Annotated in this window: 25 protein-coding genes; 16 read left to right on the top strand and 9 right to left on the bottom strand. The window is 68.3% G+C overall.

Annotated features, from left to right (window positions below):
- Positions 1 to 22 precede the first annotated feature (22 nt).
- From PHD22_RS03335 to PHD22_RS03300, 8 genes are read right to left on the bottom strand one after another with little or no spacing between them, the layout of a single operon-like run.
- Complete coding sequence (locus PHD22_RS03335) at positions 23 to 1,798, bottom strand: DUF1302 domain-containing protein (protein WP_299862264.1); 1,776 nt, start codon at positions 1,796 to 1,798, stop codon at positions 23 to 25.
- A 31-nt stretch (positions 1,799 to 1,829) separates the two neighbouring features.
- Positions 1,830 to 3,206, bottom strand: a complete 1,377-nt coding sequence (locus PHD22_RS03330) for a DUF1329 domain-containing protein (RefSeq protein ID WP_299862261.1) — start codon at positions 3,204 to 3,206, stop codon at positions 1,830 to 1,832.
- Positions 3,207 to 3,243: 37 nt separating this feature from the next.
- The gene (locus PHD22_RS03325; RefSeq protein ID WP_299862258.1) at positions 3,244 to 3,681 is read right to left on the bottom strand and encodes a hypothetical protein; all 438 of its coding nucleotides are present in this window, start codon (positions 3,679 to 3,681) and stop codon (positions 3,244 to 3,246) included.
- Positions 3,678 to 4,139, bottom strand: a complete 462-nt coding sequence (locus PHD22_RS03320) for a cytochrome c (RefSeq protein ID WP_299862255.1) — start codon at positions 4,137 to 4,139, stop codon at positions 3,678 to 3,680. The genes PHD22_RS03325 and PHD22_RS03320 overlap by 4 nt, the downstream gene beginning before the upstream one ends.
- Positions 4,140 to 4,151: 12 nt before the next feature.
- Positions 4,152 to 4,685, bottom strand: a complete 534-nt coding sequence (locus PHD22_RS03315) for a methylamine dehydrogenase light chain (RefSeq protein WP_299862252.1) — start codon at positions 4,683 to 4,685, stop codon at positions 4,152 to 4,154.
- A 28-nt stretch (positions 4,686 to 4,713) separates the two neighbouring features.
- Complete coding sequence (gene mauD, locus PHD22_RS03310; protein WP_299862249.1) at positions 4,714 to 5,310, bottom strand: methylamine dehydrogenase accessory protein MauD; 597 nt, start codon at positions 5,308 to 5,310, stop codon at positions 4,714 to 4,716.
- A gap of 2 nt (positions 5,311 to 5,312) precedes the next feature.
- Complete coding sequence (locus PHD22_RS03305; RefSeq protein WP_299862246.1) at positions 5,313 to 5,858, bottom strand: MauE/DoxX family redox-associated membrane protein; 546 nt, start codon at positions 5,856 to 5,858, stop codon at positions 5,313 to 5,315.
- Complete coding sequence (locus tag PHD22_RS03300; protein ID WP_299862243.1) at positions 5,858 to 7,012, bottom strand: amine dehydrogenase large subunit; 1,155 nt, start codon at positions 7,010 to 7,012, stop codon at positions 5,858 to 5,860. The genes PHD22_RS03305 and PHD22_RS03300 overlap by 1 nt, the downstream gene beginning before the upstream one ends.
- 353 nt (positions 7,013 to 7,365) lie before the next feature.
- On the opposite strand from PHD22_RS03300, the gene PHD22_RS03295 reads away from it, so the two are divergent.
- The 16 genes from PHD22_RS03295 to PHD22_RS03220 all read left to right on the top strand — a co-directional run bounded on the left by PHD22_RS03295 (position 7,366) and on the right by PHD22_RS03220 (position 21,119).
- On the top strand, positions 7,366 to 8,373 hold the full coding sequence (locus PHD22_RS03295; RefSeq protein WP_299862240.1) for a helix-turn-helix domain-containing protein: 1,008 nt from the start codon (positions 7,366 to 7,368) through the stop codon (positions 8,371 to 8,373).
- Between the two features lie 343 nt (positions 8,374 to 8,716).
- Entirely contained in the window at positions 8,717 to 9,166 is a 450-nt protein-coding gene (gene gspG, locus PHD22_RS03290; RefSeq protein WP_299862237.1) for a type II secretion system major pseudopilin GspG, read from the top strand.
- Between the two features lie 9 nt (positions 9,167 to 9,175).
- Positions 9,176 to 10,360, top strand: a complete 1,185-nt coding sequence (locus PHD22_RS03285; RefSeq protein ID WP_299862235.1) for a type II secretion system F family protein — start codon at positions 9,176 to 9,178, stop codon at positions 10,358 to 10,360.
- The gene (locus tag PHD22_RS03280) at positions 10,357 to 11,877 is read left to right on the top strand and encodes a GspE/PulE family protein (protein ID WP_299862231.1); all 1,521 of its coding nucleotides are present in this window, start codon (positions 10,357 to 10,359) and stop codon (positions 11,875 to 11,877) included. The genes PHD22_RS03285 and PHD22_RS03280 overlap by 4 nt, the downstream gene beginning before the upstream one ends.
- Positions 11,858 to 12,580 carry a hypothetical protein gene (locus PHD22_RS03275; RefSeq protein ID WP_299862228.1) on the top strand — a complete coding sequence of 241 codons (723 nt, stop codon included), beginning with the start codon at positions 11,858 to 11,860 and terminating at the stop codon, positions 12,578 to 12,580. Before PHD22_RS03280 ends, PHD22_RS03275 begins: the two co-directional genes overlap by 20 nt.
- Positions 12,577 to 13,119 (top strand): PilN domain-containing protein, encoded by a 543-nt coding sequence (locus PHD22_RS03270; RefSeq protein ID WP_299862227.1) that lies wholly within the window; start codon positions 12,577 to 12,579, stop codon positions 13,117 to 13,119. Before PHD22_RS03275 ends, PHD22_RS03270 begins: the two co-directional genes overlap by 4 nt.
- Positions 13,116 to 13,667, top strand: coding sequence for a GspMb/PilO family protein (locus PHD22_RS03265; RefSeq protein ID WP_299862224.1), 552 nt, complete (start codon positions 13,116 to 13,118; stop codon positions 13,665 to 13,667). The genes PHD22_RS03270 and PHD22_RS03265 overlap by 4 nt, the downstream gene beginning before the upstream one ends.
- The gene (locus PHD22_RS03260; RefSeq protein WP_299862221.1) at positions 13,664 to 14,149 is read left to right on the top strand and encodes a hypothetical protein; all 486 of its coding nucleotides are present in this window, start codon (positions 13,664 to 13,666) and stop codon (positions 14,147 to 14,149) included. The genes PHD22_RS03265 and PHD22_RS03260 overlap by 4 nt, the downstream gene beginning before the upstream one ends.
- Positions 14,146 to 16,422, top strand: coding sequence for a secretin N-terminal domain-containing protein (locus PHD22_RS03255; protein WP_299862218.1), 2,277 nt, complete (start codon positions 14,146 to 14,148; stop codon positions 16,420 to 16,422). Before PHD22_RS03260 ends, PHD22_RS03255 begins: the two co-directional genes overlap by 4 nt.
- 3 nt (positions 16,423 to 16,425) lie before the next feature.
- Complete coding sequence (locus PHD22_RS03250; RefSeq protein ID WP_299862215.1) at positions 16,426 to 16,896, top strand: type II secretion system protein; 471 nt, start codon at positions 16,426 to 16,428, stop codon at positions 16,894 to 16,896.
- A complete protein-coding gene (locus PHD22_RS03245; protein WP_299862212.1) occupies positions 16,896 to 17,276 on the top strand; it encodes a prepilin-type N-terminal cleavage/methylation domain-containing protein in 381 nt (126 codons plus the stop codon). Before PHD22_RS03250 ends, PHD22_RS03245 begins: the two co-directional genes overlap by 1 nt.
- Positions 17,273 to 17,734: a type II secretion system protein gene (locus PHD22_RS03240; RefSeq protein ID WP_299862210.1), complete on the top strand. Its 462-nt coding sequence runs from the start codon at positions 17,273 to 17,275 to the stop codon at positions 17,732 to 17,734. Before PHD22_RS03245 ends, PHD22_RS03240 begins: the two co-directional genes overlap by 4 nt.
- Positions 17,731 to 18,441, top strand: coding sequence for a LuxR C-terminal-related transcriptional regulator (locus tag PHD22_RS03235; RefSeq protein ID WP_299862207.1), 711 nt, complete (start codon positions 17,731 to 17,733; stop codon positions 18,439 to 18,441). The genes PHD22_RS03240 and PHD22_RS03235 overlap by 4 nt, the downstream gene beginning before the upstream one ends.
- A gap of 282 nt (positions 18,442 to 18,723) precedes the next feature.
- Positions 18,724 to 19,704, top strand: coding sequence for an SMP-30/gluconolactonase/LRE family protein (locus tag PHD22_RS03230; RefSeq protein ID WP_299862204.1), 981 nt, complete (start codon positions 18,724 to 18,726; stop codon positions 19,702 to 19,704).
- A 17-nt stretch (positions 19,705 to 19,721) separates the two neighbouring features.
- Complete coding sequence (locus PHD22_RS03225; protein ID WP_299862202.1) at positions 19,722 to 20,612, top strand: dienelactone hydrolase family protein; 891 nt, start codon at positions 19,722 to 19,724, stop codon at positions 20,610 to 20,612.
- Positions 20,613 to 20,648: 36 nt separating this feature from the next.
- Positions 20,649 to 21,119, top strand: a complete 471-nt coding sequence (locus PHD22_RS03220; protein ID WP_299862200.1) for a cytochrome c — start codon at positions 20,649 to 20,651, stop codon at positions 21,117 to 21,119.
- Positions 21,120 to 21,303: 184 nt separating this feature from the next.
- On the opposite strand, the gene PHD22_RS03215 is transcribed toward PHD22_RS03220, so the two are convergent.
- Positions 21,304 to 21,756 (bottom strand): rhodanese-like domain-containing protein, encoded by a 453-nt coding sequence (locus tag PHD22_RS03215; RefSeq protein WP_299862197.1) that lies wholly within the window; start codon positions 21,754 to 21,756, stop codon positions 21,304 to 21,306.
- Positions 21,757 to 21,868 lie beyond the last annotated feature (112 nt).

The raw sequence follows: 21,868 nt of genomic DNA, 5'->3' as shown, positions 1-21,868 counted from the left end.
GGGGCATCCGGGCCATGGGGGGTCAGAAGGAGTAGGAAATGCTGGCGGCCAGGAAGTCCCGGTCGCGCATGAGGTTGTTGTCGCCGCCGCCGGAGAAGTTGGCGTACTGCAGGGCGCCTTTCCAGCGGTCCCGGTAGTTGGCGAAGAGGGACAGGGTCACCGCCTTGCGGCCTTCCACGAAGGGCAGGGCGTTGGGGGCGGTTCCCTTTACGTCGTGGGCGAAGTCGATCTGGGGGGTGAGGGTGATGCCGCTGCCCCCCACGTTGGGGTAGTTGAGCCCCAGTTCGGCCACGTAGCCCCAGGAAGTGCGGTTGGGGATGCCGTAGTTGGGCAGGAAGTAGGGGATCGCGCCGCTGCGGTCCAGGTCGGGGTAGTGGGCCACGGCAGCTTCGGCCAGGATGAAGCCGTCGGTGGCGCCCACGGCGGTGGCCAGGCCGCCCAGGGGGTCGTTGCGGGAGAAGGTGTAGAAGGCGGTGGCGTGGTACTGCCACTTCTTGTGCTCGACGAAGCCCGGGTGGCGGCCCATGTCGTAGACGCTGTTCTTGTCAAAGCGCCCGGCCAGGGAGCCGAAGGGGACGGTGGGATCCACGCCGACGCTGTCCCGGGGGCGGTAGGAGAGCTCCATGCCCACTGCCACGTCGCCCAGCTTGGTGTTGGCGGACACGGCAAACAGGTCCCGGTCTTCCCCGTAGGCGAGGAAGTAGCCGGTCACCGCACCGGCAGCGTTGCCGGTGTAGCCCAGGAAGGGCAGCTTGTCGTGGTAGCGCTGGTAGGTGAAGGCGAACTCGGTGTCGATGGCGTCGGCGTTGTAGCGGAAGTTCACCCCGTACTGGCCGCCCTGCTTGGGTTTTTCCTGGCCCAGGTAGGGTACGGCGGTGCCGTTGGCAATCCGCTGCCGGTCGCTCAGGCCGCTGCGGTCGCCGCAGGGCAGGGGCAGGGCGAAGTCGCGGCAGATGGAGGTGGGGTAGTAGGCCGGACGGGCGCCCTGCCCGAGGACGTCGGCCCCCGAGAAGAAGGTGCCCACCGGGTCGAACTTGAAGCTGTTCCAGGCGAACTGGTAGTAGGCCTCCATGCCCAGGTTTTCGTTGAGGCTGCCCGACCAGGACGCCATGGGGGCAGGGATGAAGACTTCCTTGATCTGGGTGCCGGGAACGTGGAACTTCTGCAGGTCGATGGCGTTGATCTGGTTGACCCCCCCCAGGATGAAGATGTCCTCCCCCCAGGAGATCACCTGGTTGCCCAGCTTGAGCTTGCCGCGCTGCTCCCCGATGCGGAATTCCTTGGCCACCCAGGCGTCGAGCAGGTTGGCCCGGGCAGTGGCGGAGGATTCGGTGATCTCGGTGCGGCGCCCCTGGTCGGCCCGCAGGTCGTGCATCCAGTAGAAGCGGGCCAGCGCGCTCCAGCCGTCCGGTGCCTTGAGGGCCAGATCGTGGGTGCCCTTGAGGGCCATGGAGACGATGTCGCCCTTCTTGAAGTTGAGGTTGCCGTCGTCGAAGTTGGTGTAGTTGAAGTCGGCGTTGGCGTAGCCGCTGCCGCCCTGGGCCGCGTGCAGGGCGGTGTTGGTGCCCCGGTTGCTGCCGCCGCTGTCGTTGCCGATGATGCGTGCGTCTGGCGAGGACATGCGGCGGATCACGCCGAAAGACACGATCGAGTCGAAGCTGCCGGAGAGGCCTTCCTCGCTGCCGAAGCGGAAGGCGTGGGAGGGGTCGGACCAGGCGGTGAGGGCCGCTGCAACCGCCAGGGTGGCCGGCGCCAGGCCGAACACGGCCCGGCGACGGGAAGTCGCCATTGTCTTCATGATGGGAATCTCCTGGGAAGGAACGGGCGGATCAGCGCTCGCCGCGGCGGCGCAGTTCGTCCTGGCTGAAGGTGCCGGCGTTGACGCGGCCTTCCTTGCCGGCGGTGAGGTCGAGCACCTCGCCTTCGGCGGTCCAGTTGTCGGTCACGTAGCGACGGGCCACCAGGTCATAGCTCTGGTATTCGTAGGACATGCAGGCACCCACTTCGGGGGCGGCCCACAGGCTGCCTTCCTGCACCCGCCAGAGATTGCCCTTGGCGTCGTACATGTCTACATGCAGCAGGGCCCAGGAGTCCTCGTCGATGTGGAAGACCCGCTTGGCAAAGCTGTGGCGCTTGTCGCCCTTGACCGTGGCTTCGACCACCCAGACCCGGTGGTTCTCGTAGCGCAGGTAGTCACGCTTGACGTACTCGGGGCCGAGCATGTCCTTGAACTTGTTCTTCTTGTCGATGAGCTTGTAGGAGTTGTAGGGGACGAGCATCTCCTTCTTGCCCACCAGCTTGAAGTCGTAGCGGTCGGGGGCGCCGGTGAACATGTTGATCTGGTCCACGAAGTACAGGTTGTCGAAGCCGGCGATGGGGTTGTCGTAGGCGAAGGTGGGGGAGCGGCGGACCCGGCGCTGGCCGGGGAAATAGATCCAGGCGTCCTGGGGCTTGTCCAGATAGGCGTGGATCAGGTAGCCCTCGCCGACGCGGGAGGCCGGGCTGAGCACGTCGAAGAGGAGCTTGGCGTCGACGCCTTCGATGTCCTTGAGGGTGCTGGTCTTGGGGTCGTTGTAGGGGTAGAGCTCGAAGGACCACTGGCGCAGCTCGACCAGGCCGCCGTCCTTCTCCGGCATCAGTCCGGCAATCTGGGCGCGACGGCCCAGGCCGGTGTAGCGGGTCTTGTAGTTCCAGATCACCTCGATGCCGCTCTTGGGGATCGGGAAGGGCACGCCGGCGGTGTGGGCTTCGGCCAGGCGCCAGCCGTCTTCGCCGATCCTGGCGGAGGTGGCGTTTTTCCGGGTGCGCTCGGCCACCAGATCGGGCACCGGACAGCTGCGGCGGGTGGGGTAGACGTCGAGCCGGTAGCCTTTGTAGGCCTTGATCAGGGCGACCTGGCCGGCGGGGAGCTTGTCGGCGTATTTGTCCACGTTGCTGGCGTCCACCGAGTAGAGGGGCTTGTCGGCGGCGTAGGGGTCGAGCCGGCCGGGTTTCCAGCCGGCGGGGGCCTTGGTGAGGCCGCCGTCCCAGGCGGGAATGCTGCTGTCCTTGCTGGCGGCCTTCTCGGCGCCGATGGGGGTGAGGTCCTTGCCCAGGCGCGCGGCGTCCTGATCGCTGACGGCGGCCTGGGCGGCAACGCTGAAGGCCAGGGTGAGGGCGCAGCCGAGCAGGCTCGGGCGCAGGCGGAGGTGGGGCGTGTTCTTCATGGTGTGCGACTCCCTGTCGAGGTGGATTGGATCGGTGTTACTGGACCGGCAGGCCCTGGGCCTGGAGGCGCTGGATCACCGAGGCCCGGGTGGCGGCCACGTCGTCCAGGGGGGCCGCGCGCAGGCGCGTCACTTCAGCTTCAGTGAAGGGGGCGAACTCTGCCGGGAGGGTGGCTGCAGAAAAGCTCCGCAGCATCCAGTTGAGCAGCCGGGCCGTGTCGGCGTGGTTGAGGGCCGAGTTGGAGACCCCGGGCACCTTGACCAGATAGGCACGGCCCTCCGGATCGTGGGCCATGTAGCCGATGAGGCTGCGCATGTCGGGCACGTCGGAGCTGGGTGCGCCCCGGCCGTCGGCCTGATGGCAGCCGGTGCAGTGGAGCAGGTATTGCCGGCGGGCGGAGCGCTCGCCGTCGGCCAGGACATTGCTGGCCAGGAGCAGGCCGGCAAGGGCAAGGGTGGAGGGCAGGCGGGTCATGATCCGCTTCCTGCCCTGGGGGGGCCGTCCCGCAGCTTGCGGACGGCGTGGGGTGCCAGCCGGGTTTCCCGGGCCTCCGCCAGTTCGGCGGGGGTGTAGGCCTGGTGGCCCTCCGGCAGGGTGCCGGCGTTGAAGCCCTCCAGCACATGGTTGAGCACGGCAGCGAGGGCCTCGTCCGGCAACTGGGTGCCGAACGGCGGCATGGCGCCGGTGTAGCGGGCCCCCTGGACGGTGATGGGGCCGGTCATGCCATGCATCACCACCCGGGGCAGGTAGCCCCGGCCGGCGATCTTCAGGCGTTCCCCCAGGGTGCCGGCGAGGGGAGGCGCCAGGCCGGGCAGGCCGACCCCGCCCGGCTGGTGGCAGGCCGCACAATGCTGTGCAAACAGCGCGGCGCCATCGGCCGCCACTGCCGGGAGGGCAGCGGCGCACAGGAGTGTGGCGAGCAGGGTACGCATGGCCGCTCGTCCTCAGCTTTGCCCGTCGGCCAGACCGACGACGGCGGCCAGGGTGCAGTGGAACATGGTGGAGTCGTTGGACATGCACCAGTTGATGTCGTTATGCACGCCCATCCGGTAGGCCGGACGTTCCCGCTCGTTGGTGTTGCACAGGCAGCGGCCACAGGCGGTCTTGCCGCAGCAGTCGTTGTAGCTGATCAGGTAGTCCTTGCCGTCGTCCGGGTTGCGGCAGGTGCCGATCCAGGCCACCTTGGACGCCTCGGTGCCCGGCGGGCAGGTGTTGGCATCCCCGCCGCAGCAGTTGCACAGGTAGCCGTCCTGGGCGCAGTAGCGCCAGTATTCACAGTCGGTCTCGCCGGGCTTGGCGTTGGCGGCCTTGCGTGCCGCACCGGCGGCGGCCTGGGCGGTACGGTCGAAGGGCAGGACCGGCAGCACGAAGGCGGTGCCGACCATCAGCTTGCCGATCCGGATGAGTGCGCCGCGGCGGGAGCTGTGCTGCGCCACCTGGCGGGTCTTCCGCTCGAACAGGGCATCAAGCCATTTCATGGGTGTTTCTCCTTGGGGTGGGGGAAGGTCAGGCGTGCTGGTGTTCGATGTAGTCCTGCACCGAGGCGACGCCCATTTCCTTGGCGGTGAACAGGCTTTCCAGCTGCTCGCGGGAATTCACCAGGCCCTTGGCGACGATGCGGCCGTGCTCGTCCAGCAGGACGGCGTAGGGCAGCTTGGCCACGCGGTAGGCCATGCCCGGTTCGCTGGACAGGAGGTAGGGGAATTCCTTGAGGTCGGCCTTCTCGTAGAAGGCCAGGTGTTCCGGCTGTTCGCCGTCGGAGGTGAGGACGACCCGCAGCCAGTCCCTTTCGGTGGTGTTGACCGAGCGGAGGATGGGCAGCAGCTTCTTGCACACCGGGCAGGTGGGGGACAGGAAGAACAGCAGGGTGCTCTTGTCGCCCGGCCGGCCGATGGTCACGCGGGTGTTGCCGACCAGGTTGGGGAGTTCGAACACCGGTGAGGGCTCGCCGACCTTGGGGCCGGTGTCCATCATCAGGGCGCCCATGGGGGCGACCCGTTCGTAGAGCACGCCGATCTGGCGGGCGAGTGCAAACAGTCCGACGAGGGCGGCCAGGACCGCAACCCAGAGCAGGACGTTCGAGATGAGCAGGGCATCGTTCATGATCAGTTCCTCAGTTGAATCAGGCGGGGGTGGTTGGCAATGAGCTGGTTGGCAGTGGCGTAGAGGCCGAAGAGGGCCAGGGTGCCGCCGGCCACCGAGAGGGTGTCGATCCACATCAGCTCGCGGCCGCTGCCGTCCTGGCTGCCCACCACGGCCAGCAGCATCAGCACGGTGTTGCGGGCAGGCAGGGCCCAGGAGAGGGTGGTGTGGCCTTCTGCGCCGCCACAGCCACAGTCGATTTCGGTGTGGCCCCGGAGCAGGTTGATGAAGACACCTCCGGTGGCCACGCCGAGCACGGCGAGGGCCAGGAGCAGACCGATCCCCCGGGTACCGTCGAAGAGCAGGGCCGCGCCGGCCAGGGCCTCGAGCACGGGGAAGGCCCGGGCAAAGAGGGGGACCAGGCTTTCCGGCAGCAGGCGGTAGAGCTCCACCGAGGCCTCGAAGACCGCGAGGTCGCGGAGCTTCTGCCAGGCCCCGGTCAGCAGCACCACCGCCAGCGCGGCGCCGCAACTGCGGGCCAGTACGGGGTCTAGGGCGAGGACGTCCATCAGTGCAGCTCCATCTGGGTGGGCGTCTCGCCGACCGCTTCCAGGCGCTTGGCCAGGGTCAGCTTGCGGTCGGCCTTGAAGCCCTGGAGGGCCAGCTTGATCCCGTCGTAGGCGAACAGCCGGGGGCTGTCGCCCTGGCTGACCGCGAGGGCGATGGCGTTATGGCCGGGGGTCCGGTCGATGCGCTTGCGGGCCTTGAGGTCGATGGTCCAGATCTCCTTGGCAGGCGTCTTGTGGCTGCCTTCGGCGCCCTTGTCATGCATGCCCACGAAGAGACGGCCGCTGGCGTTGTGCTGGGCAATGATCTGGTAGCCGCCGGGCCGCCAGCCCTGCTTGCGGTCTGCCGGTGTGAGGAAGGACCAGGTGGGTTCGAAGCGGGCGCTCTCGCCGTCCAGATGGGCGGTATGGACCTCCCCGTGGAAGGAGATGAAGCGGTAGCTGTCGCCGTCCTGTTCCCCGTGGATGAAGATCGGATCCTTGTCCGGGTCGAAGAACCGGGCGCTGCGCTTCTGGGTGGCGACCTTGCCGCTGTCGTCGAGGGTGACGGTGAGCAGGGTGCCGTCCCCGCAGACGGTGGAGAGGCGGCCGCCGACGCTGGCCGAGGGCAGGATCGCCCAGCAGCCCGGTGTCGCCACCTCATTGACTGCCTGGCGTGTCTTGAGGTCGATGATGCCGATGGAGGTGGCAGGGGTGGCGTACTGGACGAACAGCCAGCGCCCGTCGGCGGAGGGGCGGATGGTGCCCTTGTAGTGGAGGGACTGGGCATGCCGCGGCGGGATGGGAATTTCGCCGGTCTTGGTCAGGGTGTTGGCGTCATGAACGTCCACCACGTCGGTCCGGGTGCCGTGGTTGAGGCGGGTGTAGTAGGTGGTCGCCACGAAGATTTCCTGCCGGTCGGCAGACAGGGCCGCCTGGCCGGTGAAGCCGGTGGCGAGCATGCCCCGGTACTCCATCCGCTCTCCGTCGACGACGTGCAGACGCCCATCGACGATGTGGCTGATGGAGACGTCGTGCAGGTAGATCCGGTAAGGGGTGGCCGGCGGCAGCTTGCCGGTGGTGATCGTTTCGGGAGCCAGCTCCGCCAGCGCGCCGGCACTCGTTCCGAGCGCAAGGGCGGTGGTCAGCAGGCTGCCCGCAATGGTTTTTCGAAGCACGCTTTCCTCCTGTCTGTTGCGGTGCCCGATCCAGCCATTTTTCTCTGCAGGGGCACCTGCCAATCGTTCCCTGGCCGGGTTCGGCCGCAGGGGTTCCGCAGGTCCGGCGGGAAGGGCCGGAGAGCGGATGGCTGGATCTTGCGGCCGGCGTAAGGAGTTCCGTTATCCGAAATTGGCAATGCTGTTTTGGTGCAAGCCATTGTCCAAAAAGGGGAATTTTGTGTGCGGCGCACCATTTTTGTGCGCTGCGGGAAATAGGATCCAAAGCTCTTGCACAGCTGCCCGTAATGGGATTACCGTAAAAAAAGAGAGCCGTAAGGCCGATGTGCCCACACCGGAACCGAAGGAAAAACATGACCGATGCCGCCCTGCCCGGTGCAGAGACAGCAGGATGTTCGTATGCCCAGGCCTTGAGTGATGACGCGGATGAGCACGCCCGTGCGCTCATGCGCTGGACCCAGCGTTACGAGCAGCTGTCCGCCGGCCGCTTCAGCGGTGAGCTCGAGGAGATCTGGCTGGGGGATGTGCAGGTCTTCCGGGAATGCACCAACCAGATCGTCCACGAGGGGGGACTGGCCTGGCAGGGCTCCCTGACTTTCGGCATCCCCCTGGAGACGGAGGGCCAGGGCTGGTACTGCGGCGAGATCTTCGACCAGCGCTCCATGCTGACCCTGAAGGGGGGTGAGGAGCTGGATTTCCGGACTCCGAAACGTCTCGACATCCTGGGGGTGACGGCCAATGAGGCGGCTTTCCGGATGTATGCCAAACGGGTCGAGGGGCGTGACATCGAGGCGGAGATCGCCGGCCAGCGCGTGCTCCGTGGCGATCCGGCGCAGGCCCAGGAGCTGCGCGCCTTCCTGCTCACGGCGATCAATACGGTGAAGGCCAGCCCCCAGCTGCTCGGCCATGCGGCCATGCGGAAGGCATTGGAGCAGGCGATCTACGGCAGCCTGCTGGCGGCCATCGGGAATCCCAACGAGTGTCCCCGCCCCCCCTCCACCAGCGAGACCCGCCGCCAGATCGTCAACCGGGCCCGGGACTACATGCGTCAGCATGTGGAGGAGCCGATCACCATTGCCGACCTGTGTGCCGAGCTCAACGTTTCCCGGCGTACATTGCAGTACAGCTTCCAGGATGTCCTCGACCTGAACCCGGTGGGTTTTCTGCGGGCCCTGCGGCTCAACGGGGTGCGCCGGGCCCTGCGCCGGGCCGAGGAAAGCAGCTCCGTGGCCGATATTGCGGCGAGCTGGGGCTTCTGGCATCTGTCCCACTTTGCTGCCGATTATCGTGCCATGTTCGGTGAGCTGCCCTCCGAAACCTTGCGTGCCAGCCTGAGCCGGCGTGGCGAACGGCCTTTCTGAGGTCCCCATGCCGGTGCATCGCACCCGGTATGTCCCTCCCCTCCCTGCTCCGATTGCGTCTTCAGATGCCCTCAAGGGGGGCACGCAGCGCCATAAGCGTGCCTGAGGCGTCCCGCCATGGCGCATACCGGACCTTCCCTGGCAGGGGGGTCTTGCCGATTCAGGCTGCCCGACCCGCGGATTGGCCCATTTTGGCAACCGGCAACAACCGTGCCCTGAAAACTTCTGCCCCTGATACCAGGCGCACACGGCGTGAGCCCCTGTTTTCGGGCTGCCGGCTGCAATCTGACTGAATTCTGTTTGTTATCGGTGTGTCACACGGGCCGTCTATTCTCGGCGGGCTATGCCTGCCCCGAACGCCCTTTCTTCCTGTCCGTCTTCCCGTCCCCGCCGCCCTGCCGGCTTCACGCTCCTTGAGCTGCTGGTGGTGATGACCATCATCGGTCTCCTGGCGGGCTATGTGGGGCCCAAGTTCTTTGCCCATGTGGGCAAGTCCGAGATCAAGGCGGCCCGGGCCCAGATCGACGGGATCGAAAAGGCCCTGGACCAGTTCCGTCTGGATGTGGGCCGCTACCCGAGCACCGAAGAAGGCCTCAAGGCCCTCACCGAGAAGCCGGCCGATCTGGCCCGCTGGTCGGGGCCCTATCTCAAGAAGGCGGTGCCGGAGGATCCCTGGGGCAAGCCCTATCAGTACCTCCAGCCGGGGGCCCACGGGGAGTTCGATCTGCTCTCCTTCGGCCGGGATGGCCAGCCCGGTGGCAGCGGTGACGCAGCCGATATCGTCAGCTGGTAGGCCCTTCCCATGAGCATGCGATTCCGGGTGCGGGCCCTGGGGGCCGGTTCCGTCGTTCAGGAGCTGGATGTACACGCCATCGACGCCGCGGCGGCCCGGGAGCAGGCCCTGGCCCATGGGCTGGCGGTACTGTCGGTGACGGCCCATGGGGGAGGGGCGCCCCGGGCGCTGCGTTTTCCCCTGCTGCTCTTCAATCAGGAGCTGCTGGCCCTGTTGCGGGCCGGGATCCCCCTGGCCGAGGCCCTGGCGGCCCTGGCCGAGAAGGAGCTCCGTCCGCCGGTCCGGGCGGTCCTGCAGGCCTTGCTTGGCGGCCTGCGGGAGGGGCGGACCCTCTCCGATGCCCTGGCGGCGTGGCCGAACTGCTTTCCGCCCCTTTACGTGGCGACCCTGCGGGCGGCCGAGCGGACCAGTGACCTGGGGCCGGCCCTGGCCCGCTACATCGACTACCAGCGCCAGCTGGAGGGGGTGCGCAGCAAGCTGGTGTCCGCTGCCGTCTATCCTGCCCTGCTGTTGCTGGTGGGCGCTGCGGTCATGCTGTTCCTGCTGCTCTTCGTGGTGCCGCGCTTTGCCCAGGTGTTCGAGACGGTGGGTGGGGAGTTGCCGTGGATGTCCCGGCTGCTGCTCGGCTGGGGGCAGCTGATGGCCAGCCACGGCAGTTTCGTGGTGGCCAGTCTGGTCACGGCCCTCGTGGGCGCCGGGCTGGTGCTGACGCGGCCGGAGCTCCGCCGCGCGGGGGCGGCGCTGGTCTGGCGCCTGCCGCGTGTGGGGGCCCGTCTCCGGGTTTTCGAGCTGGCCCGTTTCTACCGCACCCTGGGCATGTTGCTGCGGGGGGGGATTCCTGCGGTGCCTTCCCTGGGCATGGTCTCTGGCCTGCTGTCCGAGGCGCTGCGGCCGGGCCTGGTGGCGGCCGTCGGACGAATCCGGGAAGGGCAGGGCTTTGCGGCGTCCCTCCAGGCCCATGGCCTGGCGACGCCGGTGGCCCTGCGCATGCTCGCCGTGGGCGAGCGGGCGGGCAACCTGGGGGAGATGCTGGAGCGGGCCGCCGAGTTCCACGAGGAGGACAACGCCCGCTGGCTGGAGATCCTGACCCGCCTGGCAGGGCCGTTGCTGATGCTGGTGATTGCGGTGCTGGTGGGGCTGGTGCTGGTGATGCTCTACCTGCCCATCTTCCAGGTGGCGGAGAGCATCCAGTGAGTCTGCCTTCCCTGTCGGCGGCGGAGCTGTTTGCCCTGGCCCCCGATTTTGCCCTGTTTTCCTTCGAGGAGGCCCTGCGCCGGGAGGCGCTGCTGGCACGGGACCCAGGAGGCGGGTTGATTCTGGCGCTGGTCCATCCGGGCGACGCGGACCTGCTGGACGGCCTGGGGGCCCGGCTTGCCGAGCCCCATGGGCTGTGCCGGGTGGACCGGGATGATCTGGCGGCCTGCCTGGCCCGCCATGGGGAGCGCCGGCAGATCCTGGATCAGGCCTCCGTGCCGGAGATCCCCGACGGTATCGAGGCGGACCTGTCCCTGCGCAGCATCGCCGAGGATGCCAGCCCGGTGGTGAAGCTGGTCAACGCCACCCTCTTCGATGCGGTGCGCCAGGGGGCGAGCGACATCCACCTGGAGTCCCAGCCGGGCGGGCTGGTCATCAAGTATCGGGTGGATGGCGTGCTGAGCCGGGCCGGGGGCATGAACGGCAGCACCCTGGCGGAGCAGGCCATTTCCCGCCTCAAGGTGATGGCCGAACTCGACATCGCCGAGCGGCGGGTTCCCCAGGATGGCCGTTTCAAGGTGCAGGCGGGCGGGCGGGCGATCGACTTCCGGGTCTCCATCATGCCCAGCATTCATGGGGAAGATGCGGTGCTGCGGCTGCTCGACAAGGAGCACCTCACCCGGGAAATGAGCGGCCTTTCCCTGGAAACCCTCGGGTTCGATCCTGCCACCCGGACGACCCTGCGCCGCTTGGCGGCGGAGCCCTATGGCATGGTGCTGGTGACCGGACCCACCGGTTCGGGCAAGACCACCAGCCTGTATGCCCTGCTTTCCGAAACCCAGACGGGGCAGGAAAAGATCGTCACCATCGAGGATCCGGTGGAGTACCAGCTCCCCGGCGTCCTGCAGATTCCGGTCAATGAAAAGAAGGGCCTGGGCTTTGCCCGTGGGCTGCGTTCGATCCTGCGCCACGATCCGGACAAGATCATGGTCGGCGAGATCCGCGACCCGGAAACGGCCGAGATCGCCATTCAGGCGGCCCTGACCGGCCACCTGGTGTTCACCACCGTCCATGCCAACAATGCCTTCGACGTGATCGGCCGCTTCATGCACATGGGGATCGATCCCTACAACCTGGTGGCGGCCCTCAACGGCGTGGTGGCCCAGCGGCTGATGCGGGTCAATTGTCTGGCCTGTGCCGGGCCGGTGATCCCGGACGCAGCGCTGCTGGCGGCCTCCGGTCTGGCGGCCGGGATGGTGTCCGGCTGGCGGCTGCAGGCGGGCAGCGGTTGCGGTCAGTGCCGGGGCAGCGGCTACCGGGGACGTCAGGCGATTGCCGAGGTGCTGGTCCTGGACGACGAGCTGCGGGACCTGATCGTTGGCCGGGCGCCCTTGCGGCAGTTGAAGGAGGCTGCCCGACGGCAGGCCTTTGCCAGTCTGCGGGAGGCGGGGCTGGCGCTGGTGTGCTGCGGACGAACCACCCTGCAGGAGCTGAACCGTGTCACTTTTGTGGCCTGAGCAGGTTTCCCTCCATCTGGGAGGAGACGGGATTGCCCTGGCAAGGCCGGCGCAGGCCGTGCTGCGGCTGCCCCTGGCGGAGGCGTGGCCGGCCAGTCTGGCCGCCGTCCCCGGGTTGCCCCGTGGCGCGCGCCTGAGGGTGACGGTGGCCGATCATCACGCCCGTTACCTGCGTCTGGTCTGGCCGGAGGGTGTGTACGGGAGAGAGCGGCAGGCCTTCGTCGAGCACCGCTTCACGACGGTCTTCGGGCCGGGGCCCTGGATCATCCGGAGGGATGAGGACAGCCGGGGGAAGGTGTGTCTCGCTGCCGCCCTGCCAGCGGCGCTGGCGGAGGCGCTGATGTCCTGGGCCCGTGACCGCCGGGTGAGCGTCATCCAGGCCGAGCCGGCCTTTGTCCATGCCTACAACCGGCTGGCGGGATGGTGCCGGGGGGATGGGGCGCTGGCCCGTCTGGAGGCTGGACGGCTGACCATCGGCCTCTGGAAGGGAGGCCTGTGGCAGGCGGTGCGCAGCCAGCCGGTAGCCGCTTCAGGTGAGCGGAATTGGGGGTGCGTCGTCAGTGAGGGGCTGGCGGGGTTGCTGGCGACCCTGCCGGACGGCGGCCGGCCGGAGCAGGCCTCCCTGTACCTGGATGCGCTGGAGGCGGTGCCCGTCGGGGATCTGCCTGCCGGCTGGTCCTGGGTGGAGAGGCCACATCCATGAGCTGGCGTGTCCCACCGCCCCTGGCCATCGATTTTTCCGGCCGCCGCCGTTGGCCCAGTGTGCCGGGATGGGGGCTGCTGGTCTTCGGCCTGCTGGCCGTGGCGGGCGTTCTTCATGAATACGACACCCTGGAAACCCAGCGCGCGGAGGAGGAGCGGGCCCTTGCACGCCTGCGCCGGCAGGCGGACCTGCGTCCGGCAAGTCGGGCCCAGGTTGCGGTGAGCGATACGGAAGCCCGTCCGGCCCTGGCCCTGGCCTCTGCCCTGGGACGGCCCTGGCCCGTCGTTCTCGATCATCTGGCCCGGGCTGCGGATGACCCGGGTGTGGCCATCCTGGAGGTGGATCTGGACGGGGCCAGGGGGCAGGTACGGATTACGGGCGAGGCCCGCAACCTGCCCGAGGTCTTTGCCCTCGTCCGGCGTCTGGAAAACGCTGGACCTCTGGCCGGCGTCAGGCTCGTCAGCTATGCCTTTCGCACGGAGGGGAGCGTGCCGGTGGTGGGGTTCAGCCTGCACGCCCGCTGGCCGGTGCCGTCATGATGGATTCATGGCAGGCGTGGCTGGACGGGCTCCGGGTCACCGTGCGCCGGGCGGGTTGGGCCGGCGTGGTGGGGCTGGCCCTGGGCGGCTTTGCCCTGTCTTTCGATCTGGGCGGCAACCGTTTGCTCGCCGGGGAGGCGGAGTCCCTGCGTCAGCAGGCCCGCCAGCTGTCCCGACAGCTGCGTCGGGCCACGCCTCCGGAGACCACCCCCCGGGACCGGCTGGAGACCTTCCTGCAGGGATTCCCCGCCGCTGCTGAGTTGCCGGACCTGCTGGTACGCCTCCATGGCCATGCGCTGGTCCGGGGGGTGTTGGTGGACAAGGCCGACTACCGGGCGTCGCCCCTGGCGGGCAGTCCGCTGGAGCAGGTGACACTGGAGCTGCCCCTGCGGGGCGCTTACCCGGCGATACGCCTGTGGCTGGCCGATCTGCTGGCAGCCATGCCGGAACTGGCGGTGGACAGCCTTCAGGTACGCCGGGGGAGCATCGAGGCGGGCGACGTGGAAGGCCGGGTGCGGCTGGTGCTTTACCTGCGGAGAGCGGAATGAAACGTTCGCACCTGTTGCTCCTCGCCCTGGCGGCCAGCCTGGGGGCCGCCGGGTGGGTGGCGGGACTGGATGCCGGGGATGAGGTGATCGCGCCTGTCCCCGGGCGGGCCGCCCCTCGAACGCCCGGTCCGGTTGCGGTGGATCTGACCGGACTGGCGCGGGTCGAGCGGCTCGGGTACGGCGCGCCCACCGACCCGCCCGCCAACCTGTTTGCCGAGCGCAGCTTCCAGCCGGAACCCCCTCCGCCCCCGCCGGCGCAGCCCCCCAGCGCCCCGCCCTTGCCGTTCCGCTATGGCGGGATGCTCGAGGACGGTGGCCCGCCGGCGGCGTTTCTGGTGGAGGGCGGTCACCTGCGTGCGGTGCGGGCCGGTGACCTTGTGGAGGGCCGCTACCGGGTGGTGGCGGTCAGCCGTAGCCGCATCGATTTTGTGTATCTGCCCCTCAACCAGACCCAGAGCCTCCTGACTGGGGCCATCCCATGAGCGCTTCCCTGATTGCCCGCCTCCTCCTTTCCCTGTGTTTCCTGCTGTTGGCGGCCTGTGCCGCGAATCCGGCCCTGGAGGAGAGCCGCAAGGCCTTTGCCAACGGCGCGGCGGAGGCCGCCCTGCGGGATCTCCAGGCGCGGGTGGAGGCCGATCCGCGCAACCTGGAGCTGCGCAGCTACTGGCTGCGTCAACGGGACGGGCTGACCCTTCGTCAGCTGGCCCTGGCCGACCAGGCCCGCAGCGCCGGCCGGTTCGATGAAGCCGAGGCGGCATTGACCCTGGCCCGCCAGTTCGACCCCCGTCACCCCCGGGTCGTGGCGGGTCTGGCCCAGGTGGAGGCCCAGCGCCGCCGTCAGCAGCAGGCCCAGGCCGCCGGGCAGGCGCTGGCCCGGGGGGACAGGGTCGGCGCGGAAGCGGCCGCGCGCAGCGTCCTCGCGGGGGATCCGGCCCATCCCGTGGCCCGCGCCGTGATACGCCAGCTGGAGGAGCAGGCGGCAGCCCGGGATCCCTTGCCCCAGGCCCTCCGCGGTCCCCTGGCCCGGGTAGTGACCCTGGAGTTCCGGGATGCCCCCCTGCGCAGCGTGCTGGAGGTGCTGGCCCGGGAGTCGGGGCTGAATTTCGTGCTCGACAAGGATGTGCGCCCGGAGGCCAAGGTCTCCCTGTTCGTGCGCAAGAGCCCCATCGATGAGGTGCTCCGCCTGCTGCTCCTGACCCAGCAGCTCGAGCGCAAGCTCCTCAACGAGAACTCGGTACTGGTCTATCCCAATACCCCGGCCAAGCAGAAGGACTACCAGGAGCTGGTGACCCGCAGCTTCTACCTCGCCAATGCCGACCCCCGGCAGGCAATGGCGATGATCAAGCAGATGGTCAAGACCAAGGACCTCTTCGTGGAGGAAAAGCTCAACCTGCTGGTGATGAAGGACACTCCGGAGGCGGTGCGCCTGGCCGAGCGCCTGATCGCAGGGCTCGACCTGGCCGAGCCGGAGGTGATGCTGGAGGTGGAGGTCATGGAGATCAGCCGCAACAAGCTGCTGGAGCTGGGCCTGCGTTTCCCCGATCAGGTGGGGTATGGCCTGCTGCAGCCCACCACCACCAGCGCGGTGACCACCACCACCGGGACCACCATCAGCCAGAACCTGGGGGGGCAGCTGCTGCCGGGCAACATCAACCTGCGGGAGACCGGGGCAATGCTGCCCTACGTGGCCAATCCAGGCCTGCTCCTCAACCTCAAGGATCAGGATGGAAGCGCCAACCTGCTGGCCAACCCCCGCATCCGGGTACGCAACCGGGACAAGGCGCGCATCCATATCGGCGAGAAGCTGCCGGTGTTCACCACCACCTCCACCGCCAACGTGGGGGTGTCCGCCTCGGTGAATTACCTGGACGTGGGCCTCAAGCTTGAGGTGGAGCCCTCGGTGCATCTGGACGAGGAGGTGGCCATCAAGGTCAATCTGGAGGTCAGCAGCATCGTCAAGGAGGTGCTGGGTCCCTCCAGCTCCCTGGCCTATCAGGTGGGCACCCGCAGCGCGGCCACCTCCCTGCGCCTCAAGGACGGGGAGACCCAGGTGCTGGCAGGGCTGATCAGCGACGAGGAGCGCAGCTCTGCCAACCGCCTCCCGGGGCTGGGGTCGATGCCCGGTCTGGGACGGCTTTTCAGCAGTCAGAAGGATGTGGAGAACAAGACCGAGATCGTTCTGCTGATCACGCCGCGGGTGGTCCGGAACGTGGTGCAGCCGAGCCTGGCCAGTGCCACCCAGCCCGCCGGCACGGAGGGCGCGGTGGGGGCCATGCCCCTGCTGCTCGGATCGGCTGGGGCGGCCGCGGTGCCCCTGGGGGCAGGAGGGGGAGGGCGGGTGCTAGCCCTGGCGGGCGCAGGCGGGCCGGCGGCGCCAGCCCCAGCCCCAGCCCCAGCCCCGGGCGGAGAGCTTGCGCCGCCCGCCCTGGAGCTGAGCACTCCGGAGCGGGTGGCGCCCGGCGAGCCCTTCGCGGTGACCCTGCGCCTGTCCGGTCCGGCAGGCGAGGGTGGGCCTGTGCTGCTGGCTTACGATACCCGTCAGGTGGAACCGCTGGATCAGCCGGGGGAAGGGGGGGATGCCCTGGCCCTGCGCCTGCCGGCTGGGGATTCGGGGGTCCTGACGGCCCGCTTCCGGGCCCGCCCGGGGGCTGCGGGTGAAGCGCCGTTCAGTGTGCTGTCGGCTCAGGTCCGTCTGGGAGGGCAGCCCGTGTCCCCGCTGCTGCCGGCGCCGGTCCACCTGCAGATCGTTCCCTGAGCCATGGGCATGCGGGGCTTCACCCTGATTGAGATGGTCGTCACCGTGGCGGTGGTGGCCGTGCTTGCCGCGATGGCCGTGCCCGTGGCGGAGCTGACCGCCCAGCGCGCCCGGGAGAGCGAGCTGCGCCTTGCCCTGCGGCAGATCCGGGGGGCCATCGACGACTACAAGCGCCTGGCCGACGAAGGGCGGATTGCCCGGGCCGCGGATGGCAGCGGCTATCCGCCTCGCCTGGCCGAACTGGTGCATGGGGTGCCAGATGCCCGTTCGGCGGATGGGCGCCGGATCTACCTGCTGCGCCGGATTCCCCGGGACCCTTTCGTCACCGATCCGGAGATCGATCCGGTGGATACCTGGGGCCTGCGCAGCTATGCCAGTCCGCCGGATGCCCCCCGGGCCGGCGCAGATGTCTTCGATGTGCATTCCCGGGCCCCGGGGCGGGGGCTCAACGGGGTTCCCTACCAGGAGTGGTGATGACCCGTCGTCCCTGCCGGGGGTTTACCCTGCTCGAACTGCTGGTGGTGATGGCCATTGTGGCCCTGCTGCTGTCCATCGCCGCGCCCCGTTACTTCGTCCACCTGGAGCGGGCCCGCGAGGCCGCCCTGCGGGAAACCCTGGCGGTGACCCGGGATGCCATCGATCGGTTTTACGGGGATACCGGCCGTTACCCCCGGGATCTGGACGAACTGGTCTCGGCCCGCTACCTGCGTAGCCTGCCGGTGGATCCGGTACTGGAGCGCCGGGATGGGTGGACCCTGCTGGCGCCTCCGGACGGGCGCAGCGAGGGCGTCTGGGATCTGCGCAGCGCTGCGCCCGGTACGGCCCGCGACGGTCAGCCCCTGGGGGAGTTATGAGAGTTGGCGGGCGCCAGCGGGGCGCAAGCTACCTGCTCACCTTGTTTGTGGTGGCGGCCATGGGGTTCGGTCTGGCCCACTTCGGTACGCTCTGGTCCACTGCGGCCCGCAAGGAGCGGGAGACGGAGTTGCTGTTCGTGGGGGGGGAGTTTGCCCGCGCCCTGGCCAGCTACCGCAGCGCCGTACCCGGGGAGACGGTGCCCGGACCGCGGCGCCTCGAAGAGCTCCTGGAGGATCCGCGTTTCCCCTTTCCCCGGCGTCATCTGCGCCGTCTCTACCGGGACCCCGTGACCGGAGCGGCCGACTGGGTGCTGGAGCGCCGTGAGGGATACATCGTGGGCCTGCGCAGCCGCTCCGCTGCTCCCGCCCTGCAGAGCGCGGGACTTCCTCCCTGGGTGGTGGCCCCCGCCGGCCCGCTGCGCCATCGGGACTGGCTGTTCCAGCCGGTGACCCCATGAACGACTTTGCGGCGGGAACCCTGGGTGCCCGGGATCTGGAGCGCCTCCTGGGGACCCTCGAGGGGGCTGTCCAGGTGCGCCGCCGGAGCGATTTCTACCTGTGGTCCCAGGGGGCGCTGCAGAGCTTCCTGCCCCACGAAACCCTGCTCTGCCTGAGCGGCCGCGGGGGGGGCGTGGAGGTGTTTTCGCGGGGGGTGGTCGCTCCGGAATGGGAGGGTTACCGCCCGGGCCAGGAACTGGAGTGGGCGGTCGCCCTGCGTCGTCACTGGCAGCACGGAGGTGGCCGTCCCTGTCGGGAGTTGCCGTCGCTGCTGCGCCTCGCCCTGGCCTGCCTGCCAGGCGCCGGGGGGCCTGCGCTGGTGCATGGCCACGGGGATTCCGGCGCCCGGGCGGGGGTGCTGTTCGTCTTCCTGGGGCTGCCCCGGGAAGGGGGGGCCCGGGAGTGTTATTTCGCAGAGCTGCTGCTGCCCCATCTGCGTCATGCCCTGGAACGGATCCAGGGTGCGCAGGAGACAGTGGATAACCGGATCCGCCTGTCCGCCCGTCAGGCGGAGATCCTGGCGGGCATCCGCAGCGGCAAGACCAATGTCCAGATCGCTGACGACCTGGGCCTCAGCCCCCTGACCGTGAAGCATCACGTCCAGGAGTTGCTGCGCAAACTGAAGGTGAGCAACCGCACCGAGGCCGCCTTGAGCCGTGTGGGCTGAAGGCCGGATGCGCGCAGGCCGGCATCTGCCGGGTTTCAAAACCAACAGTATGGCGTCACGGCTGTAGGGAATGCAGCAGCCGGTACTCCCGTGCCGGCGCCAGGGACACCCCCGGGGAGGTCCGCCAGGCTGGACTGGATGGGTCGAATCCTCTTGCAAATCAGGGACTTTTCAGCCTGCCGCCGCTCCTCCATGAGAACGGCGCCTGAAGGTGGCACGGGGCATGCTGCAGGGGAAGGGAAAACCTGCACTGGATCCGAACACTCTTTCCCATCGAACCCCATGCCCCCTATCAAAATTGCGCCCTGCGCCCTGAGCCTCGTCGCCGCATCCCTCCTCGGCTCCTGGAGTCTGGCCCACGCCCAGCAAGCGGTGACCCCCGGGATTGCTGGCGTCGTCCAGGCCGGTACCCCTATCGAACTGATTCAGGAGGGTTTCAAGGGCACCGAAGGCCCCATCGCCGCGCCGGATGGCGGCTTGTTGTTCACCGAAAACCAGAACGACCGGATCATTCACATTGCCCCCGATGGCCGCAGCTCCGTTTACCTGGAAGGGGCCAACGGTTCCAACGCCCTGGCCTTTGCCCCCAATGGGGAGCTGATCAGCGTCCAGACCCGGGAACCCAGGGTCGGCGTGATCCAGCCCAAGGGCCATGCCCGCACCCTGGTGGGCAAGGTGGATGGCAAGTTCAACCTGGGCCGCCCCAATGATCTGGTGGTGGATCGCAAGGGGACGGTCTATTTCACCGACTCGGGTGTCAATCCCGCCGCCACGCCCCAGCCGGATCCGGCCATCACCGCGAAACCGGCGGTCTACCGGGTGTCGCCGGAATATGCCATCGAGCGCCTGGCCGCTGACATTACCCGGCCCAACGGCATCCAGCTGAGCCCCGACGAAAAGACCCTGTACGTGGCCAATACCGCCGGCGAGCACGTGCTGGCCTACGACATCGCCGCCAATGGCAAGCTGGGGCCGAAGCGCGAGTTTGCCCGGCTGGAGGGCTTCCGCCAGACTGACAACGGCCCGACCAGTGGCGCGGATGGCCTGGCCGTGGATGCGGAAGGGCGCCTGTATGTGGCTTCCAATGCGGGGGTCCAGGTGTTCTCCAGCCAGGGCCAGGCCCTGGGCATCATCCCGTTGCCCAAGCGGCCTCAGAACCTGGCCTTCGCCGGCCCCGGCAAGAAGACCCTGTATGTGGTGGGAAGCGGCTCTGCCTGGCATTTCCCCGTCCTGACCGCCGGCCACCCTGGCCGCGTTAAATAACCACGGAGATACCCATCATGCCCCGCCAGACGGCCGCCGACTTCCAGCCGGAAGTCCTCAAGCTCTTCGATCAGTTCGTCCATGGCCTGATCCCACGCCGGGAGTTCCTGAAGAGCGCTGCCCGCTATGCCGCCGCAGGCATCACCGCCGAAGGGCTCCTGAACGCCCTGAGCCCACGTTTCGCCGAGGCCCAGGAGCTTGCCCCCGGTGACGCCCGAATCCAGGGGCGCTACCTGGAAATACCTTCGCCCCAGGGCTACGGCACCCTCCGCGGCTATCTGGTCGGTCCGGCCTCCGCCCGCGGCAAACTCCCGACGGTGCTGGTCGTCCATGAGAACCGCGGCCTCAATCCCCACATCGAGGACATCGCCCGCCGTCTGGCCCTGGAGGGGTTCGTGGCCTTTGCGCCGGATGCGCTGTTTCCCCTGGGCGGTTATCCGGGGGATGAGGACAAGGCCCGGGAGCTCTTCCCCAAGCTGGACCAGGGTAAGACCCGCGAGGATTTCGTGACTGCCGCAGCCTTTCTGAAGGGTTTGCCCGAAGGCAACGGCAAGGTCGGGGTCACCGGCTTCTGCTACGGAGGCAGCATTTCCAACCTGCTGGCCACCCGCATCCCCGATCTGGCGGCTGCGGTCCCCTTTTACGGCAGTCAACCTCCCGTCGAGGACGTGGCCCGGATCAAGGCGCCGCTGCTGATCCACTATGCCGAGAACGACGAACGCATCAACGCCGGCTGGCCCAGGTACGAGGAGGCCCTCAAGGCTGCGGGGGTGAAGTACGAAGCCCATATCTACCCGGGCACCCAGCACGGCTTCAACAACACCACCACGCCCCGCTATGACGCCCAGGCCGCCCAACTGGCCTGGCAACGCACCGTGGCCTTTTTCAAGACCCATCTCAAGGCCTGACCGCCTTCGAACCCGCCACTTTCCTACGGAGAAAACATGCATAAAATCCTCAAAACCTTGCTTGCCGCCCTGATTGTGTCGGCCACCAGCTCCGCCGCCCTGGCCCAGCAGGCCCCCAAGCCGGAGCAGATCATCAAGTGGCGCCAGTCGGCCTATCAGGTGCTGGCCTGGAACACCGGGCGTATCAAGAACAACGTGGAAGGCACCTACAACAAGGATGAGGTGATCCGTGCGGCCAACACCATCGCGGCCATTGCCAATTCCGGCCTCGGTGCGCTCTACCCTGCCGGTACCGAAACCGGCAAGGGCTGGCGCGAAACCACCGTCAGGCCCGAGCTGTTCACCGACGGCGCCAGGGCGGGCGAAGCGGCCCGCAAGTTCAACGTCGAGGCCAACGAACTGGCGAAGCTTGCCGCCAGTGGTGATGCCGCCGCGGTGAAGACCCAGTTTGGCAAACTCAACCAGACCTGCAAGGGCTGCCACGACGACTTCCGCAAGAAGGACTGAAGGGGAGTCGGCCACGCCTGTGCGGATGCGCCGCCGCCAGGGGAGGGAGGGGCGCCGGGAGTGATCCTGGCGCCCCTCCGCGCTTTGTCATGGGTCCAGGCGGATCTCAAGGCTGGGGGGCGGAGTAGCGCTCACGGGCACCTCGAAGGACCCGGTCTCCGCTCTGCAGCAGAGGGGCATGGTTTCAATTGGCGGCCGCGCGGGGTGCGGGCGGGGTGATGCGGGCCACCTTGCCGCCCTGGTCCTCGTAATCCAGGGAGCCCGCCGCCCCGGCCACCTTGAAGCCGCGGGCGGTCAGTTTGTCGCCTACGGCGCCGGCACGGTGGGCACGGTTGGACACGGTGATGAGGGTGCGCTCCTTGGGGATGTATTCCGCCAGCTTGTCCACGTCGGCGGTCTGGACGCTCAGGAAGACTGGAAAGCTGCCCTTGGTGATGAGTTCATCCGGCCGGCGCACGTCCAGCACCAGCACCTGGCCTGGCTTGGCCAGCAGGGCATCGATTTCGGCACGGTTGAGCTGCTTGGTCTTGTAGGTCCAGGGGGGCGCCACATAGGGCTTGGCCGGTTCGGCCTGCTGGGCCAGGGCGACAGGGCTGCCCGCAATCAGGGCAAGGGCAAGGATCAGGGGTGTTTTCATGGTCTGTTGCGTTAACTTCAGGGAGAGGGAAAAATCAGGTACCGCAGGCTGACCGGCGGCCATGATGGGGCCGGGAGGGCAGAAGGGTTGTCAGCAAAAGCTGCCAATACTG

It is taken from the genome of Zoogloea sp., assembly GCF_028693495.1.
Taxonomy (GTDB): Bacteria; Pseudomonadota; Gammaproteobacteria; order Burkholderiales; family Rhodocyclaceae; genus Zoogloea.
This window is presented reverse-complemented; position numbering and strand designations above follow the sequence as displayed.

Bases quoted from the DNA above. Each gene is read 5' to 3' on its own strand.
- PHD22_RS03315 (WP_299862252.1), bottom strand. From the start codon at position 4,685: ATGAAATGGCTTGATGCCCTGTTCGAGCGGAAGACCCGCCAGGTGGCG.
- PHD22_RS03225 (WP_299862202.1), top strand. From the start codon at position 19,722: ATGCCCCGCCAGACGGCCGCCGACTTCCAGCCGGAAGTCCTCAAGCTC.
- PHD22_RS03240 (WP_299862210.1), top strand. From the start codon at position 17,273: ATGAGAGTTGGCGGGCGCCAGCGGGGCGCAAGCTACCTGCTCACCTTG.
- PHD22_RS03330 (WP_299862261.1), bottom strand. From the start codon at position 3,206: ATGAAGAACACGCCCCACCTCCGCCTGCGCCCGAGCCTGCTCGGCTGC.
- mauD (WP_299862249.1), bottom strand. From the start codon at position 5,310: ATGAACGATGCCCTGCTCATCTCGAACGTCCTGCTCTGGGTTGCGGTC.
- PHD22_RS03215 (WP_299862197.1), bottom strand. From the start codon at position 21,756: ATGAAAACACCCCTGATCCTTGCCCTTGCCCTGATTGCGGGCAGCCCT.
- PHD22_RS03260 (WP_299862221.1), top strand. From the start codon at position 13,664: ATGAAACGTTCGCACCTGTTGCTCCTCGCCCTGGCGGCCAGCCTGGGG.
- PHD22_RS03250 (WP_299862215.1), top strand. From the start codon at position 16,426: ATGGGCATGCGGGGCTTCACCCTGATTGAGATGGTCGTCACCGTGGCG.
- gspG (WP_299862237.1), top strand. From the start codon at position 8,717: ATGCCTGCCCCGAACGCCCTTTCTTCCTGTCCGTCTTCCCGTCCCCGC.
- PHD22_RS03320 (WP_299862255.1), bottom strand. From the start codon at position 4,139: ATGCGTACCCTGCTCGCCACACTCCTGTGCGCCGCTGCCCTCCCGGCA.
- PHD22_RS03305 (WP_299862246.1), bottom strand. From the start codon at position 5,858: ATGGACGTCCTCGCCCTAGACCCCGTACTGGCCCGCAGTTGCGGCGCC.
- PHD22_RS03295 (WP_299862240.1), top strand. From the start codon at position 7,366: ATGACCGATGCCGCCCTGCCCGGTGCAGAGACAGCAGGATGTTCGTAT.
- PHD22_RS03220 (WP_299862200.1), top strand. From the start codon at position 20,649: ATGCATAAAATCCTCAAAACCTTGCTTGCCGCCCTGATTGTGTCGGCC.
- PHD22_RS03230 (WP_299862204.1), top strand. From the start codon at position 18,724: ATGCCCCCTATCAAAATTGCGCCCTGCGCCCTGAGCCTCGTCGCCGCA.
- PHD22_RS03265 (WP_299862224.1), top strand. From the start codon at position 13,116: ATGATGGATTCATGGCAGGCGTGGCTGGACGGGCTCCGGGTCACCGTG.
- PHD22_RS03235 (WP_299862207.1), top strand. From the start codon at position 17,731: ATGAACGACTTTGCGGCGGGAACCCTGGGTGCCCGGGATCTGGAGCGC.
- PHD22_RS03270 (WP_299862227.1), top strand. From the start codon at position 12,577: ATGAGCTGGCGTGTCCCACCGCCCCTGGCCATCGATTTTTCCGGCCGC.
- PHD22_RS03245 (WP_299862212.1), top strand. From the start codon at position 16,896: ATGACCCGTCGTCCCTGCCGGGGGTTTACCCTGCTCGAACTGCTGGTG.
- PHD22_RS03255 (WP_299862218.1), top strand. From the start codon at position 14,146: ATGAGCGCTTCCCTGATTGCCCGCCTCCTCCTTTCCCTGTGTTTCCTG.
- PHD22_RS03325 (WP_299862258.1), bottom strand. From the start codon at position 3,681: ATGACCCGCCTGCCCTCCACCCTTGCCCTTGCCGGCCTGCTCCTGGCC.
- PHD22_RS03285 (WP_299862235.1), top strand. From the start codon at position 9,176: ATGAGCATGCGATTCCGGGTGCGGGCCCTGGGGGCCGGTTCCGTCGTT.
- PHD22_RS03335 (WP_299862264.1), bottom strand. From the start codon at position 1,798: ATGAAGACAATGGCGACTTCCCGTCGCCGGGCCGTGTTCGGCCTGGCG.